The sequence below is a fragment of the Vibrio sp. Isolate32 genome, from assembly GCF_022397955.1.
Classification (GTDB): Bacteria; Pseudomonadota; Gammaproteobacteria; order Enterobacterales; family Vibrionaceae; genus Vibrio.
Window position 1 is genome coordinate 18963 of record NZ_JAKEUQ010000012.1, and the last position, 15483, is coordinate 34445.

The following is a 15483-nucleotide window of genomic DNA, read 5'->3' on the forward strand; positions in this document are numbered from 1 at the left end:
TTTAGTTTTACGCCTTTAAGTCTTAGGTAAGGTACAACAAATGACAAAGCACTACTCATATTGGTTCAAGCAAGCACTAGAAAAAGAATTTGGCAGCATCAACGCAGGGTTAGAATCAGCCAGCCCACTTCAAAAAGACATCAACTGCGATATCGCGATTGTTGGCGGTGGTTACACAGGGCTATGGACGGCGATTTTAATTAAACAACAGCAACCTCAAAAACATGTTGTGGTGATTGAAAAAGGCTTGTGTGGCAGTGGTGCTTCTGGTGCGAACGGTGGTTGTATGCTGACGTGGTCGACTAAGTACCCAACGTTGAAAAAGCTGTACGGAAAAGAGCAAGCAAAATGGTTAGTTCAAGAATCGGAAAAGGTCATTTACGAGATCGAAGCTTTCTGTAATGAGCACAACATAGACGCACATTTGTACCGCAGCGGGACGTATTACACGGCAACCAATGAAGCACAAAAAGGTGGTATGCAACCTGTTGTGAATGAGTTGGTTAAGCAGGGTATCAATAGTTGGAAGAAGTGTGGAGAGTCTTTGTCTAATAAAGCGGGATCTGAGCGTCATATTGAAGGTTATTACTCAGAAGCTGCAGGCAGCGTGCAGCCAGCATTGTTGGCGAGAGGTTTACGTCGAGTTGCTATTGATCTAGGTGTTGAGATTCACGAAAACACAGAGATGACTTCGCTTGATTATGGTGCTCCAGCTCGAATCCAAACTAAGGGCGGGTCTGTATTTGCCGACAAAGTGATTTTGGCGCTCAACGCATGGATGCTCGATCACTTTAAAGAGTTTAAACGCAGTATTGTGGTTGTTTCGTCAGACATGATCGTAACTAAGCCCATCCCTGAAAAGCTCCAGCAATTTGGCCCAGAGAAAGGAGCGGCAGTGGTGGATTCACGTATCTTTGTCCATTATTACCGAGACACCCAAGATGGACGACTGATGCTGGGTAAAGGTGGTAATAAATTCTCGTTTGCCAATCAAGTTGAAAGCATGTTTAACCAAAAGACAAATTACCTGCCGATTCTGAATCAATCCTTCCAAAAACTGTTTCCTAAGCTGGCGCAGAGTGAATTTGATTACAACTGGTCGGGTGGCTCAGATCGTTCGGTAACAGGATTACCATTTTTCGGTAATCTAAAAGGCCAAAACAACATCTATTATGGGTTAGGTTATTCCGGTAATGGTGTGGCTCAAACTCGTATGGGCGGGAAGATTTTATCATCTATGGTGCTCGGCGCAGACAACGCTTGGACCTGCTGCGGATTAACCAAAGGACCGCTTGGCTATTTCCCACCAGAGCCATTTCGTTGGATAGGGGCGATGACGGTGCGCAATGCAGTACGTAGAAAAGAAAACGCAGAAGACTCAGGCAAGGCGCCATGGTGGTTAGATAAGCAATTGGCAAAGCTGGCTGGTGCAGCAGGCAAGGCCGATAAGGTGGAGTCATAGGTCAATCTTAATATCTAAACCAAGACTAAACTCAGCCCTCGTGTCAGTTTTATATCGCTACAGAGGGCTTGTAACACTGTATGGGCATGCATCTTAAATGCTTATTATATCTGCAATATAACTGTCATTTAGCTTCTATAAATTTGTCACTCAACTGAAATATTCAAAGTTTAAATTTGGTATATACCATTTAAAGAGTGCTGTAGTATGAGCAACCAAACTTATTTGAATATTGAAAACGTTGTAAAGCAATTCGGTCAATTTACAGCGCTTAAAGACATCTCCTTATCTATTGAAAAAGGCGAGTTCGTCTGTTTCCTTGGCCCATCTGGCTGTGGAAAAACTACCTTATTACGTGCTATTGCGGGTCTAGATTTACCAACTTCAGGCTCAATTGAGCAAAATGGTCGCGACACGACCTTTTTACCACCAGAAAAGCGTGACTTTGGCATCGTGTTCCAATCTTACGCTCTTTTCCCTAACCTGACAGTGGAAGAAAACATTGCGATCGGCTTGAAAAACCAAGGCATGTCGACCAAAGAAGCACTAGAAACGGTGGAATCTTGGCTAGAAACCATCGGCTTACCAACATCCGGTCAAAAGTATCCGAATCAATTGTCTGGTGGACAGCAGCAGCGTGTGGCGCTGGCTCGCGCATTAGCACTGTCTCCTGGGTTACTTCTGCTTGATGAGCCGCTGTCTGCACTCGATGCGAAAGTAAGAACACACCTGCGTGATGAAATTTGTCAATTACAGCGCAAATTGGGCATCACCACGATCATGGTGACACACGATCAAGACGAAGCTTTGACTATGGCAGACCGCATCGTGGTCATGAACCATGGGGTTATTGAGCAGGTGGGTGCGCCGCAAGAGATCTACCAAAAACCAGCGAGTCGTTTTGTTGCGGAGTTTGTCGGTAGCATGAACTTCATTCAAGCCTCTGTGGCTGTGCAGGGCAAGATGCGTATTGCTGAGTCTATGTTGCCACTTCCTGGACTAGACAATCTGACTCCAAAGCAGGGGGATGTATTTGATATTGCAGTTCGCCCAGAGCAAATCCAGTTCGTTGATCGTTTTAATGAGTCACTGCCGGTAAGAATCCTTTCGAGCGAATTTCTGGGCGCGTTTTATCGCGTCGAATGTCAATTGCAGCATGACTCTACGGCAAAAGAGATAATCGTTGATGTGCCAGTCAAAGAGTTCAATCGATTGAAACTGCGTCGCAGTGATATTCGTTACGTAGCGTTTGATCAAGAAGGCTTACGAGCTTATCCATCGAAAAGTGTTCAAGTGATGAAAGACGAGGCGGCGTAAACAATCATGGAATCGACTCAAATGATGCAATCTAAGCTGCTAATTCAACGACGAGTACAGCCTTTTCTGGCTCGGTTAAGCACGGACAATGTGATTCTATTTGGGCTGTTGGCATTTCTGTCTGTAGTCATGACGCTGTTTATCCTGATGCCTTTGTGGGCGATGCTGAAAAAAAGCGTTCAGAATGCGGATGGCGAATTTGTAGGTCTACAGAACTTCGCTACGTATTTCGCCTCGCAAAGCCTTTGGCAGTCCGTGGGTAATACATTTACGCTTGGCATACTGGTAACGGTTGTCGTTGGTGTTCTGGCGTTTGGTTATGCTTATGCGTTGACTCGCTCATGTATGCCTTTTAAGGGGCTATTTCAGGTGTTGGGCTCTGCACCTATCCTTGCCCCCTCGCTGCTTCCAGCAATCAGTTTGATTTTTCTGTTTGGTAACCAAGGCATCGCTAAAGAGGTCTTAGGCGGTAATTCGGTATATGGCTTGATTGGTATCTCATTAGGCTTGATATTCTGGACCTTTCCACACGCTCTAATGATTCTTACTACCTCATTAAGAACCTCGGATGCACGCTTATACGAAGCGGCTCGCGCACTGAATACTTCATCTTTCAAAACCTTCTTCATGGTGACGTTACCTGCAGCCAAGTATGGGCTGATCAGTACACTTATCGTGGTGTTTACGCTGGTGGTTTGTGACTTTGGTGTGCCGAAGGTCATTGGTGGTAGCTACAACGTTCTATCGACGGATATTTTTAAGCAGGTAGTTGGTCAGCAAAACTTCTCGATGGGTGCGGTGACCAGTATTTTACTGTTATTGCCTGCATTGTTAGCCTTTACCGTTGATCGTTGGGTGCAAAAGAAGCAGAAGAGTTTGTTTGATACTCGCTCAGTCGCCTACCAGCCAGAGCCGAACGCCCTGCGTGACGGTGCATGTTTTCTGTATTGTGCAGCGATATCCGCGGCTGTGGTTATTGTTCTCGGTATGGCGGTATACGGATCAATGGTCACTTTTTGGCCTTGGAACAAAGCCCTTACACTGAATAACTATAACTTTGCAGAAATGAGTACCTATGGTTGGACTCCATTCTTCAACTCATTAACGTTAGGTGCTTGGACTGCGATAATCGGTACCATACTGATTTTCTTAGGCGCGTACTGTATTGAGAAGGGTAGAGCGTTTGGTCCTGTTCGTCAGGCAATGCAGATGCTCAGTGTGGTACCTATGGCGGTTCCGGGGATGGTACTGGGTTTGGGCTATATCTTTTACTTCAATGACTTGAGTAATCCACTTAACTTCTTGTATGGCACAATGGCGTTCTTGGTGATAAACACTGTGGTTCACTACTACACTGTGGGTCACATGACGGTGTTAACTGCGTTAAAGCAGCTGCCTGCGGAAATTGAAGCAACCGCGGCCTCTGTAAATCTTCCGCAGTACAAGTTGTTCTTTAAAGTGACGGTACCCGTTTGTCTGCCTGCCATTTTAGATATTGCGACATACCTGTTTATTAATGCACTCACCACCACATCTGCGGTAGTATTCTTGTATTCTACCGATACGATACCTGCGTCAGTTTCAGTACTGAATATGGACGATGCGGGGCAAACCGGTGCAGCAGCAGCCATGGCGGTGATGATCATGATATCCGCAGCGAGCGCGAAGTTGATTCATATGCTGATCAACAAGTTATTTGAGAAGCGCACTCAAGCTTGGCGAAAGCGCTAGCGAACCATTTTATATTGCAGTTGGCCAAGGAGTGGCTGACGACAAGAATAAGAATGAAAGGAAATTAAGTGCAGTACGTAAAAATCAAAGATGTCATCGTAGAGCAGATTGAGTCTGGGATGTTAACACCACGACAAAAACTGCCTGCAGAACGTAAGCTTGCTGAGTCGTTTGATACGACGAGAGTGACGCTGCGTGAAGCATTATCTTCACTTGAAGCCGAAGGACGCATTTATCGAGAAGACCGACGTGGTTGGTTTATCTCACCAGCGCCACTTCGCTACGACCCAACTCAAACGCTAAATTTCACTAATATGGCGTTGTCGCAGAATCGACAGCCGAAAACTGAGCTGATCGCTGCCAAAGGGATGTTAGCTACCAAGGAGGCGACCAAGCTTCTTGAACTGCCTCCTTTCTCAGACGTTTATCGCGTAGATAGAGTTCGTTATCTTGAAGATAGGCCAGTTGTGTATGTGACAAACTATATCCGACCAGAGCTTTTTCCTAACTTGCTTGAACATGATTTATCGAAATCACTGACGGACATTTACCGTGAGCATTTTGGTGTGGTGTATCAGAAGATCCGTTATCGCGTGAGCACAACGTCACTATTGGGCGAAACAGCACAAGCTCTGCGTGCGACTTCAGGTTCTCCGGCCATGGTGGTAGAGCGTATTAACTACAACCAAAACGGCGATTTGATTGATTGTGATATTGAGTATTGGCGCCACGATGCAATCAGTATTGAATCGATAGCCCAACTCGAGCGCTAATCACTCCGACATAGTGTTGTTAACTAACGGGTTCCTTATAATTCTGTAGGGGCGTCCGGTTTCAATGATTTAAGGTCTCTCATCCAGAGACCTTTTTTATCACTTCAATTAAGCTGTTGCTTTTATTTATCTATTTACCAATTTTATTAGGAAAGAAATGGAATTCTCTGCCATTGTTATCGTCATTATCTCCGCTTTATTGCATGCGGGTTGGAATGTTCTCGGTAAATCCAACCAAGGATCTGGTTCATCGTTTTTCCTGGCCTCTGGGTTTGCGGCTGCAGCGATATTGACTCCTTACCTTATTTGGTATGTCGATAATGTTGGATTTTCAAATATCTCTCTTCCATTTTGGCAATTGGTTTTGCTTAGTGGGATCTGCCAAATTATTTATCTAATTGGATTGGGTGCTGCTTATAAACAAGCTGATATAGGTGTCATTTATCCGATGGCTCGAGCGTTGCCTGTGTTGATGGTTGGTTTGGGTACAGTCTTGATTGGCTATGATCTTTCCGTTAATCAATGGGTTGGATTTACCTTGATTACATTGGGTTGTTTGTTTGTTCCATTGAAACAGTTCTCTGAGCTGAGGCTCAAAGCTTACCTGAATCTTGGCGTGCTTTGGGCACTTATCGCCGCTATCGGTACCACCGGCTACTCGATCATCGATAAAGAGGCGCTGCTGTTATTGGAGCCTTTAAGCACAACGGTTATTACCAACAAACACACGGCGATTTTCTATTTAGGTATTCAGTTTTGGGCAATCGTGATTCCGCTGAGTATTTGGTTACTGGTAACTAACCAAAGTGTCGAGTTTACGAATGCTTGGATACTACGCAAGAAGGCCACGGTGGCCGGCATTATGATGGCGTCGACTTATGGATTGGTGCTGTTTGCAATGACCATGACAGAGAACGTCAGCTTAGTGGTTGCACTTCGGCAGGTAAGCATCATCTTCGGTGTCGTGATGGGGATCTACTTTTTGAAGGAAAAGTGGCACATGACTCGCGGTATAGGCGTTGTTTTGATTCTCATCGGTCTAGTTACTTCGCTGATTTAAAGCGACTTTTATATCTCATATCATCCTAAAGTGTGACTTTTTGGTCTCATTTTCCTTATTGATAGCAAACGTTTTACTAATGTTAAAGGTGTGATCCTCCTCATAGACAAGGCTGTAAAGTTACCGGTAACATCCACTCCAACGTTACCGGTAACATATAACAACAAGCCGGACTCTGTGAAACTCATAAGGATACCCAAATGAAAGCTCTGACTAAAACGCTGATTGCTGCTTCCCTCACTGGCCTATTTGCTACTTCAGCAATGGCTGCAGACTTTAAACTTAAGATTCAATCTTCAGATCCTTCTGGCGATTTGAACTTCAAAGTTCAGCAGAAGTGGGCTGAGCGCGTAGAAACGATGTCTAACGGACGCATCGACATCGACCTTCTACCAGTCGGTGCTGTGGTTAAGCACACTGAAACACTAGGCGCTATTAAGATGGGTATCCTAGATGGTCATATCACAGCAACGGGTTACTTCTCAGGTAAAGATCCTGCTTTTGGCCTAATCGGTAACATGGTTGGTGCATGGTCAGATACAACTCAGCTGCTTCAGTACATGAACTACGGCGGTGGTAACGAGCTAATGACTGAGCTTTACAAACCTTACGGCGTTCAATTCGTAGGTGCATCAACAACAGGTGTTGAGTCCTTCATCTCTAAAAAGCCAATCGACGGTGTTGATGATCTGAAAGGTCTTAAACTGCGTGCGCCAGAAGGTCTAGTGCAACAAGTATTTGCCGCTGCAGGTGCAACCCCTGTAAACCTGCCTGGCTCTGAAGTATTTACTGGCCTAAGCAAGGGCGTAATTGATGCTGCGGACTACACGGTATTTTCGACAAACCAAAAAGCGGGCATGAACGATATCGCGACTCACCCAGTTCAACCTGGTTTCCACTCACTACCGCTTATCGATATCTCTGTTTCTCAGAAAAAATGGGATAAGATGCCAGCGGACCTTCAAACCATCCTACAAACATCAGTTCGTGACTTCTCTTACGACATGACGACTCAGCTGAAAATGGCTGACCAAGCGGCAATTAAAGAAGCACAAGCGAACCCAGAAATCACTATCCATGACTGGTCTCAAGAAGAGCGTAAGAAGTTCCGTGAGATTGCAAAAGGTCAATGGAAAGTATTCGCAGAGCGTTCTGAGAACGCACAGAAAGTTTATGATTCAGTAACTGCGTTCCTAGAAGACAACGGCTTACTGTAATTCAAACTTAGCTTATTGATGGGGGAGAGCATTGCTCTCCCGTTTTTTCCCAGGAAATTTGGCCCATGACAGACAAAATCCCTCACGCACCAGCTGAAAACGATGAACAGCCTAGAAATATGCTTGATCGTCTTATCATAAAATTCAGTAACTTAGTTAGCTGGTTGTTCATCTTCACTGTATTGATTTCATTTTACGAAGTTGTGATGCGCTATGTATTTGATGCCCCAACCACATGGGTACATGAAACGGCTTCATTTATTGGTGGTTCCCTATTCATTATCGGTGGCATTTACGCTTTCGCGGCTGATAAACATGTACGTGTTGTTCTTATCTACGATTCTGTTTCTAAACAAACACGTAAGTATCTTACTCTTGTTCACCACATTGTTGGTTTAGCTTTTGCTGGCATGCTTGCTTACGCAGCTTACTTTACTGCGCAAGAAGCGTGGTTTGCACCTTGGGGTGAATTTCGCCTTGAAACATCAGGTTCGGTATTAAACGCTCCATACCCAGCTTTGCTGAAAGGTCTAATTTTTGTCGTTTTATGTGTTCTTGTTGTCCAGTTTGTATTGCACCTAATCCAAGAGTTGATGGGTCTAAGGAAGAATGACAATGTTTGATTTATCTTCGATTGGTATCGCATGGGGCAGTTTGCTCATGCTCGTTATGATGATTGGTTTGCTACTAACGGGTATGCAGCTGGCTTTCGTCACAGGCTTTGTTGCCATTTTCTTCACTCTATGTTGGTTTGGCCCTGATGCATTACCTTTGATTGCGAGCCGCACTTACAGCTTTGCTTCTGGTTATGTATTCCTCGCAGTACCAATGTTTGTATTGATGGCAGCTCTCTTGGACCGTTCTGGTATCGCACGTGACTTGTTCGATGCAATGAAATCTGTTGGTCGTAAGGTTCGTGGTGGCGTTGCAGTACAAACCTTATTGGTCGCCGTTTTACTTGCTTCGATGTCTGGCGTAATCGGTGGTGAAACTGTACTGCTCGGCATTCTTGCTCTACCTCAAATGCTTCGCTTAGGTTACGACCGAAAACTTGCCATCGGTACAACCTGTGCGGGTGGTGCGCTCGGAACCATGCTGCCACCAAGTATCGTGTTGATCATCTACGGTATGACAGCCAGTGTTTCAATTGGTGACTTGTTTAAAGCATCGTTTTTACCAGCGTTTATCCTTGCGGGTTGTTACATCGGTTATGTACTAATTCGCTGTAAGTTGAACCCTTCTCTTGCTCCAATTCCTAGTGATGAAGAGACAGAAGAAGACATCGCGAATCAGCCTAGTTACTTCAAAGCGCTGTTCTTCCCACTGCTTTCTGTTGCAACGGTTCTAGGTAGTATTTACACCGGTATCGCTTCGGTAACGGAAGCGTCAGCACTGGGTGTAGTTGGTATCATGATCAGCGCGTTAATTCGTGGTGAGCTGAACTTCAACATGCTGAAAGAGAGTGCCATCGCGACCATGCGTACCTGCGGCATGATCATGTGGATTGGTATCGGTGCGAGTGCACTGGTTGGTATTTACAACTTGATGGGCGGTATTGATTTTGTTGAAGAAACCATCCTTGCGCTAAGTGGCGGCAACGCAATGGTTACGCTGTTAATCATGATGGCAATCTTGCTAGTGCTTGGTATGTTCCTTGACTGGGTAGGTGTAGCACTTCTAACCATGCCAATCTTCGTTCCAATCATTACAGGCCTTGGTTTTGACCCTGTGTGGTTTGGTGTTGTGTTCTGTCTAAACATGCAGGTGTCTTTCTTGTCACCACCGTTTGGTCCAGCGGCATTCTACTTAAAATCGGTAGCGCCAAAAGACATTAGCTTGGGCGAGATTTTCTCTTCACTACTGCCGTTTATTGGACTTCAAATATTCGTGTTGGCCATGGTTATTATCTTCCCTCAGCTTGCGCTTTGGTGGCAATAACATGAAAGGTTCCTGACCAAATATAGGGTTCAGGAACCGAGCCTCAGCAACACCAGTTTAAATAATAGATTCGATTGTCAGCCCCAATTTTGGTTAGGGCTTAGGGAAGGCTTGCCTTATGAAAAGCAAAAAAATACTCGTGATGGGCGTATCTGGATGCGGAAAAAGCCTGATTGGTAGCCGTATTGCAGAAGCATTAACGCTTCAGTTTTTCGATGGAGATGATTTCCATCCACAAAGTAACGTAGAAAAAATGCGTCAAGGTATCCCACTGACAGATGAAGATCGTCAAGGATGGCTAGAAACTCTAAATAAACAATTTATTAAGCAACCAAGTGCTGTCATCGCTTGTTCGGCATTGAAACCTCAGTACCGCGCTATTTTGCGCAGCAATAATGAAGAGTTGGTCATCGTATATCTTAAAGGTAGTTTCGATACCATTTGGAATCGTCACAAAGCACGTGAAAACCATTACTTTAACGGTCAAGAAATGCTGAAGAGCCAATTCGCAACCTTGGTTGAGCCAGAGCCAGATGAAGCATTGTTTGTCGACATATCACAAGATGTTGAACAGGTCGTCGAAAGTGCACTGAAGCAAATTAAACAAATAGGCTAAACCATGACTCAGATAAAAAATGATATTGCGATGATTGGTTTAGGTGTCATGGGCAAGAGCCTAGCACTAAACCTACTTGATAATGGATTTAATGTCGCAGGCTTCGACCTTAATTCTGACAACATTGAACGCGCGAATTCGGAAGCCAAGCTGCTCAACGAATCCTTTGAAGGTAAAGGAGAGTTCACCAAAGGCGCTAGCCTCGAGCATGTATTGCAAGGGTTAGCTAAACCACGAGTTATTGCATTGTCGGTTCCTGCAGGAAAGCCGGTTGATATCGTCGTAAATAACCTGTTGGATGCGGGTTTGGAGAGTGACGATATTGTTATCGACACGGGTAACAGCCTGTGGACGGATACCGAGACTCGCGAGCTGAACTACAAGGGTAAGCTTCGCTTTTTCAGTACTGCTGTTTCTGGTGGTGAAGAAGGGGCACGTGTCGGTCCTGCATTGATGGCAAGCGGTGATCAGTCGGCTTGGCAATATGTAAAACCAATGTGGGAAGCGATTGCGGCAAAAGTAGATGTGAACGGTTTGCCCGTTGCTCAATTTGAAGCAGGCGAAGCATGTGCCGCGTATGTCGGTCCTTCAGGCACAGGCCACTACGTTAAGATGGTACATAACGGTATTGAATACGCCGATATGCAGCTTATTTGTGAGGTGTACCATTTCATGCGTGATGTTCTGAAAATGCCGGCTCAAGAGATTGGTCAAGTTTTCGAACAGTGGAACAAGGGCGTACTTAACAGCTACCTGATGGAGATCAGTGCTGACATCCTTCAACAAGAAGATGTAGTTACTGGTAAGCCATTTGTTGAGGTAGTACTTGATAAAGCAGGGCAGAAAGGCACAGGGCTGTGGACAGTAGTAAACAGCCTTCAAGAAGGTTGCCCAACGCCAACGATTGCACAAGCGGTTTATGCGCGCGCGATGAGTGGTCAAAAATCGCAGCGTATCCAAGGCAGCCAGCTGTTAAAAGGCAACATTGCTGATGCAAGTCAGCTGGATAAAGCTGAGGTCATCTCGGAGCTACATGACGCACTTTACTGCGCTAAGCTGTCTGTTTATGCGCAAGGTTTTGACTTGTTGAAGACGGCATCTGACAAAGAGGGCTGGAATCTGGATTTCACTCAGATCGCTAAAATCTGGCGAGCAGGCTGTATTATCCGTGCGGCTTTCTTGCAGAGTATTACTGCGGCGTATCAACAAAATGGAGAGCTATCGAACCTGTTGTTTGATGCGGCTTTCATCAAACAAGTGGAAGAGCGTGAGCTTGCTTGGCGTATCGCGGTTGCTAACTCTGCTTTATATGGAGTGCCGATGCCAGGAATTAGCTCTGCATTGAGCTACTTTGATTCTCTGCGCTGTGAAGTGTTGCCTGCGAATTTACTGCAAGCACAACGGGACTATTTTGGTTCTCACACATATTCTAGAGTCGATAGAGATGAAGCGGAAAAGTTTCATGTGACTTGGAGTCAGTCTCCAAGAACGGAAGTAAAGGTCAACGCTTAAATCATATGTAACGCCCTATCTATTAGGGCGTTTGTATTTGTGATGCTATATCAATATTTTAATCGATTAGGCTTCAAATTCCACGTCAGTTGGATACACTGTTACCAGTAACATAAGTCAAAAAAATAATAATTACTAATTATGTCGAACAAGAAAAAACGTCCTACATTACAAGATGTTGCCAACCTAGTTGGCGTCACCAAGATGACGGTTAGTCGCTGTCTGCGAGATTCCTCTCAAGTATCAGAAGCGCTGCGAGATAAGATCAATGCCGCTGTTGAGGAGCTCGGCTATATCCCAAACCGTGCCCCTGATATTCTTTCCAATGCAAAGAGTAATGCTATCGGTGTGTTGGTCCCTTCATTAACTAACCAAGTTTTTGCAGAAGTTATCCGTGGCATTGAGCAAGTCACCGCTCCAGCCGGCTATCAAACAATGATTGCCCACTATGGTTATAGCGCAGAGTTGGAAGAGCAGAGCATTGCTTCACTGCTCTCGTACAATGTGGATGCCATTATTCTTTCTGAAAATGTCCATACCGAGAGAGCTCGTAAAATGCTTCAGACCGCTTCGATCCCTGTTATTGAAATTATGGATTCGGTATCGCCTCGGATTGAGCAAGCGGTTGGCTTTGATAACTTCGAAGCCGCTAGGGCGATGACAAAGACAATGCTAGAAAGAGGGCGTACCAATATTGCTTATTTGGCGGCTCGTATGGATGAACGTACTCGCTTGAAAATGGCGGGTTATGAACATGCAATGCAGGAGGCTGGTAAAGACCCTGTCACATTGCAAACTGAGGATGCATCTTCGTTTACTTTAGGTGCAAAGCTCATAGGAGAGTTGATAGAGAAGCACCCGCAGGTCAATGGCATTTTCTGTACCAACGATGATCTAGCGATTGGTGCTTTCTACGAATGTATGCGACGTGGTATTCAAGTACCTGAGCAGATGGCAATTGCAGGTTTCCACGGACACGACATTACAGTAGCGATGACACCTCGTTTAGCCACTGTGGTTACACCTAGGGAGCAAATTGGTAAAGTCGCCGCAGAACAAGTTGTAGCGCGTTTAAAAGGCAATAAAGAGTGGGTTGCTAAGCTTGATCTAGGTTACGAGATTGAATTAGGCGAAAGCATCTAATCTTAACGCTCTATTTCAGTCTTCATTAGAAATTAAAAACGCCCTTAACGATGGGTTGATCGTTAAGGGCGTTTTCGTATTTGATCTTGAGACGGGCTATTTGGTGATTGGCCTAGTCCGCTAGAGCTTGAGCATCTTGCTGTTTGATAACCTTGTGCCCATCTTCACTGACGCCACGTTTCCAGTAGCTGCTGATGTAGATGTTCTCTTTCGCGACTTCTTTTTCGTTTCTGAAGTACTGTCTGAGTTCACGCATGCTTTCAAATTCACACGCTGTCCATACTGAAACCTGACCATCTAACCACGTTAAGTTGCGGACCGCTTGTGACAACGTTTCTGACGTTTGATCTTCAATTAACCAAGTGATCTTGATGCCTTCAGGGGCTTCAAGTTCTTGCTTGTCTGCAGCTGAACTGATCTGAATAACAGCGTGACCTGTTGCGTTTTCTGGAAGTGTTTTTACTTTTGCTGAAAGCGCAGGGAGTGAAGTCATATCTGCCACTAAGAAGAACCAATCCGACTCAAGGTTTAACCCCTGAATTAACCCCGGACCTGCTACTGAAATAGTATCGCCAACTTGTGCGCTCATTGCCCATCTCGCAGCAAAGCCACATTGTAGATCTTTAGTGATATGGCGAACGAAATCGACCTCGATGAACTTCTCTACAGGATTGTAGTGGCGAATGGTGTAGGTGCGCATGGTTGGACGCTCACCTTCATCTAATTGACTCAAGTCAGTGGTGCCTAGTGGCGAGAATAGAAGCTTGATGTAGCCACCTACACATTCAGCTGGGTACTTACTTAATCCCTCACCGCTAAACGTAATACGCTGCATGTTTGGAGTAATGGTTGAGGTTTGAGTAACGGTTAATGTGATAGGGCTAGGCTTGCTCATATAAGGCTCTCTTAGATTTTGATGCACACATCATAATCTCGAACCAGAAAACACTCAATACTAATAATTATCATTTACTGTAATTTACACAAGGACAATTTAGTTAAGAGTGTTTTGCTTATATTGCTAACTTTTATCAACAAAAAAGCCCTTTAGTAAACTAAAGGGCTCGATGAATAGCTTGCTGAATAATAGCGTGATTAGCTGTTTGCTTCTTCTAGTTGAATGGTTTCATCAGCGGCTTTTGCTGCTTCAAGCATCTTACGAATAATGAAAGATGCAGCCATCGCAATACCTACCATTACTACCGCAAGAACAGTCAGCATTTGGAAGTAATCGCCGTATACCGTTTGCACGATCTCTTGCGTGATCTCTTGACCTTTTTCTAGTGCGATTGACGTTGAGAATACCGCGCCAACGATACCTGATAGTGCGATTGCTACAGAGAATAAGCTTACAGAGAAGTTCTCGATGTGCTTAGGAGCCACAGACAGGATGAATGCCACTACCATAGAACCCACAATTACTTCACCGAATGCTAAGAAGAAGTGGATTGCTAGGAATACTTCAGGGCGAATCAGAACGTCTTCACCCACGGTAGTCACTGCCATTGTCAGGATACCAAAAGCTATAGCCGTCAGGATGAAAGAGAAACCTACTTTCGTTGCGGTAGAGAAGTTGATGTTTTTCTTTTCTAGGCCAGAGAAGATACCGGCGATGATAGGACCTGCGACCATACACCATAGTGGGTTCATTGCCATTGACGCTTCTGGAGCAACAGGGATGAAGCCGAATAGGTCACCACGCATTGTGTTGATCGCTACCATTGTCATCGATGTCATCATTTGGCCGTAGTACACGAAGAAACATGTAGTCAGGAATGTGATGATTAAGATCGTGCCCATTTTTAGCATGTCTGATTTCTTCGATTTCACCATCAAAGAGACAAAGTAGATAATGGCTGCAGCACCGATCGCATAAACGATGTTTTGGCCGATATCCATGTTAGAGAACATGAAAAATACTAAGCCGATCATTGCGGCAGATAGGCCAAGGAAAGCTGCCCAGTTTTTAGTGCTTACCGGTTGCTGGTCGATCTCAGCACTTGCTTCAACAAGGCCCTTACGTACAAACAACATCATCAGTAGTGCTGCGCCTGCTAAAACAGCAGACAGAAGGAAGCCACCGTGGAAGCCAACAACAAGCACTAGCATAGGGAATAAGTATTGACCTAACAGTGCACCAATGTTGTTTACTGAGTAGTTGATAGGGTAGCAGTTTTCAAAATCTTCTTGTGTTTTGAACGTGCGTTTGTAGAGACTTGGGTAAGAAGGAGACATCAAACCACGTGCATAACTTGCTAACGCAATACCACACAACGCCATAGGAACATTGGTTGCTGCTGCGCCTAGCACCAGCAAAACGTAACCACTCGCGAACCCAAGGAAGGCGATGGTCAAAGAGCGGTAAGCACCTAAGAATTTGTCAGCGATGAAACCACCTGCGATAGCAAACAGTGGCCCAATTGCAGAGAAAGCACCAACTACCATCATGGTGTCAGCTTCGTTGTAGTTAAGGTCCTCAAGGAAGAAACGAGTCAAGATCACCATGACGCCATAGAACGAAAGTCCAAACATCATTTGGCAGAACATCATTGATTTGTTTAATCTATTCCACATTATTTTATTCTCACATTAGTATTAATATGTAGTGTAATCACCCAATTATAATACCATCAATAGTGATACATAAAATGAAACATCCATCCCAAATGGGACTTTGCTCGATATATCTTTTCTTATAAGTGCATTCATATTTT

General features: G+C 44.8%; 13 protein-coding genes. 11 read left to right on the top strand and 2 right to left on the bottom strand.

Annotated elements, in window-relative coordinates:
- Positions 1-40: 40 nt before the first annotated feature.
- The 11 genes from L1D11_RS11205 to gntR all read left to right on the top strand — a co-directional run bounded on the left by L1D11_RS11205 (position 41) and on the right by gntR (position 12769).
- Positions 41-1462, top strand: a complete 1422-nt coding sequence (locus L1D11_RS11205; protein ID WP_239833469.1) for an FAD-dependent oxidoreductase — start codon at positions 41-43, stop codon at positions 1460-1462.
- Between the two features lie 207 nt (positions 1463-1669).
- Positions 1670-2779 (top strand): putative 2-aminoethylphosphonate ABC transporter ATP-binding protein, encoded by a 1110-nt coding sequence (locus L1D11_RS11210; protein ID WP_102423400.1) that lies wholly within the window; start codon positions 1670-1672, stop codon positions 2777-2779.
- A 6-nt stretch (positions 2780-2785) separates the two neighbouring features.
- Entirely contained in the window at positions 2786-4510 is a 1725-nt protein-coding gene (locus L1D11_RS11215; RefSeq protein ID WP_239833468.1) for a putative 2-aminoethylphosphonate ABC transporter permease subunit, read from the top strand.
- A 68-nt stretch (positions 4511-4578) separates the two neighbouring features.
- Positions 4579-5283 carry a phosphonate utilization transcriptional regulator PhnR gene (gene phnR, locus L1D11_RS11220; protein WP_171368300.1) on the top strand — a complete coding sequence of 235 codons (705 nt, stop codon included), beginning with the start codon at positions 4579-4581 and terminating at the stop codon, positions 5281-5283.
- A gap of 157 nt (positions 5284-5440) precedes the next feature.
- A complete protein-coding gene (locus tag L1D11_RS11225; protein ID WP_239833467.1) occupies positions 5441-6343 on the top strand; it encodes a multidrug transporter in 903 nt (300 codons plus the stop codon).
- Positions 6344-6543: 200 nt separating this feature from the next.
- Positions 6544-7560 (top strand): TRAP transporter substrate-binding protein, encoded by a 1017-nt coding sequence (locus tag L1D11_RS11230; RefSeq protein ID WP_239862468.1) that lies wholly within the window; start codon positions 6544-6546, stop codon positions 7558-7560.
- A gap of 65 nt (positions 7561-7625) precedes the next feature.
- Positions 7626-8183 (top strand): TRAP transporter small permease subunit, encoded by a 558-nt coding sequence (locus L1D11_RS11235; protein ID WP_239862470.1) that lies wholly within the window; start codon positions 7626-7628, stop codon positions 8181-8183.
- Positions 8176-9498 carry a TRAP transporter large permease subunit gene (locus L1D11_RS11240; protein ID WP_128163787.1) on the top strand — a complete coding sequence of 441 codons (1323 nt, stop codon included), beginning with the start codon at positions 8176-8178 and terminating at the stop codon, positions 9496-9498. Before L1D11_RS11235 ends, L1D11_RS11240 begins: the two co-directional genes overlap by 8 nt.
- Before the next feature lie 118 nt (positions 9499-9616).
- Positions 9617-10114 carry a gluconokinase gene (locus L1D11_RS11245; protein WP_239862472.1) on the top strand — a complete coding sequence of 166 codons (498 nt, stop codon included), beginning with the start codon at positions 9617-9619 and terminating at the stop codon, positions 10112-10114.
- A gap of 3 nt (positions 10115-10117) precedes the next feature.
- Positions 10118-11626, top strand: a complete 1509-nt coding sequence (gene gndA, locus L1D11_RS11250) for an NADP-dependent phosphogluconate dehydrogenase (RefSeq protein WP_239862474.1) — start codon at positions 10118-10120, stop codon at positions 11624-11626.
- Positions 11627-11767: 141 nt separating this feature from the next.
- Positions 11768-12769: a gluconate operon transcriptional repressor GntR gene (gene gntR, locus L1D11_RS11255; protein ID WP_239862476.1), complete on the top strand. Its 1002-nt coding sequence runs from the start codon at positions 11768-11770 to the stop codon at positions 12767-12769.
- 112 nt (positions 12770-12881) lie between these two features.
- On the opposite strand, the gene L1D11_RS11260 is transcribed toward gntR, so the two are convergent.
- Positions 12882-13664 (bottom strand): siderophore-interacting protein, encoded by a 783-nt coding sequence (locus L1D11_RS11260; RefSeq protein WP_239834754.1) that lies wholly within the window; start codon positions 13662-13664, stop codon positions 12882-12884.
- A 200-nt stretch (positions 13665-13864) separates the two neighbouring features.
- The gene (locus L1D11_RS11265) at positions 13865-15343 is read right to left on the bottom strand and encodes a peptide MFS transporter (protein WP_102424978.1); all 1479 of its coding nucleotides are present in this window, start codon (positions 15341-15343) and stop codon (positions 13865-13867) included.
- Positions 15344-15483: the final 140 nt, after the last annotated feature.

What these genes read in the sequence shown, in the direction of transcription:
- L1D11_RS11235 (WP_239862470.1), top strand. Translation starts at nt 7,626, where the DNA reads ATGACAGACAAAATCCCTCACGCACCAGCTGAAAACGATGAACAGCCT.
- L1D11_RS11230 (WP_239862468.1), top strand. Translation starts at nt 6,544, where the DNA reads ATGAAAGCTCTGACTAAAACGCTGATTGCTGCTTCCCTCACTGGCCTA.
- L1D11_RS11240 (WP_128163787.1), top strand. Translation starts at nt 8,176, where the DNA reads ATGTTTGATTTATCTTCGATTGGTATCGCATGGGGCAGTTTGCTCATG.
- L1D11_RS11205 (WP_239833469.1), top strand. Translation starts at nt 41, where the DNA reads ATGACAAAGCACTACTCATATTGGTTCAAGCAAGCACTAGAAAAAGAA.
- L1D11_RS11215 (WP_239833468.1), top strand. Translation starts at nt 2,786, where the DNA reads ATGGAATCGACTCAAATGATGCAATCTAAGCTGCTAATTCAACGACGA.
- L1D11_RS11225 (WP_239833467.1), top strand. Translation starts at nt 5,441, where the DNA reads ATGGAATTCTCTGCCATTGTTATCGTCATTATCTCCGCTTTATTGCAT.
- gntR (WP_239862476.1), top strand. Translation starts at nt 11,768, where the DNA reads ATGTCGAACAAGAAAAAACGTCCTACATTACAAGATGTTGCCAACCTA.
- L1D11_RS11265 (WP_102424978.1), bottom strand. Translation starts at nt 15,343, where the DNA reads ATGTGGAATAGATTAAACAAATCAATGATGTTCTGCCAAATGATGTTT.
- L1D11_RS11210 (WP_102423400.1), top strand. Translation starts at nt 1,670, where the DNA reads ATGAGCAACCAAACTTATTTGAATATTGAAAACGTTGTAAAGCAATTC.
- L1D11_RS11260 (WP_239834754.1), bottom strand. Translation starts at nt 13,664, where the DNA reads ATGAGCAAGCCTAGCCCTATCACATTAACCGTTACTCAAACCTCAACC.
- gndA (WP_239862474.1), top strand. Translation starts at nt 10,118, where the DNA reads ATGACTCAGATAAAAAATGATATTGCGATGATTGGTTTAGGTGTCATG.
- L1D11_RS11245 (WP_239862472.1), top strand. Translation starts at nt 9,617, where the DNA reads ATGAAAAGCAAAAAAATACTCGTGATGGGCGTATCTGGATGCGGAAAA.